General features: G+C 55.5%; 1 protein-coding gene. It reads right to left on the bottom strand.

Annotation, left to right across the window (positions count from 1 at the left end; genetic code table 11):
- On the bottom strand, positions 1-299 hold a 299-nt coding region (locus tag AC1RPQ_RS08330; protein ID WP_481762318.1), incomplete at both ends, for a hypothetical protein.

The following is a 299-nucleotide window of genomic DNA, read 5'->3' as shown; positions in this document are numbered from 1 at the left end:
ACGCCACAAACTTCGGGAAGTGTTGTGATCCTCATCTTTGCGCGCGGCAATTGATCAGGAGGGCAGAATTCTTGGCCCACGTTCACGAAGTAATAGGTACCATCTACCCACTGAAGACTGACGTAAAGTGCGCGCACTGTGCGGCCGTCGTCAGCGTGCACTCCCTGAAGCATGGTGTAAGCCGTGAACACTAGTGCGTCCTGAGCATCGACACTCGCGTATAGGAACTGCGTGCTCGACTCGAACCGCACATGGTTTTCGAGTTCTTGGGCCACCGCCTGCCGCGCATGATTGAATGC

It is taken from the genome of Dellaglioa sp. CoH-57-MRSF-21, from assembly GCF_056781915.1.
The sequence above is the reverse complement of the archived record's forward strand: the minus strand, read 5'-3'. Positions and strand labels throughout refer to the sequence as shown.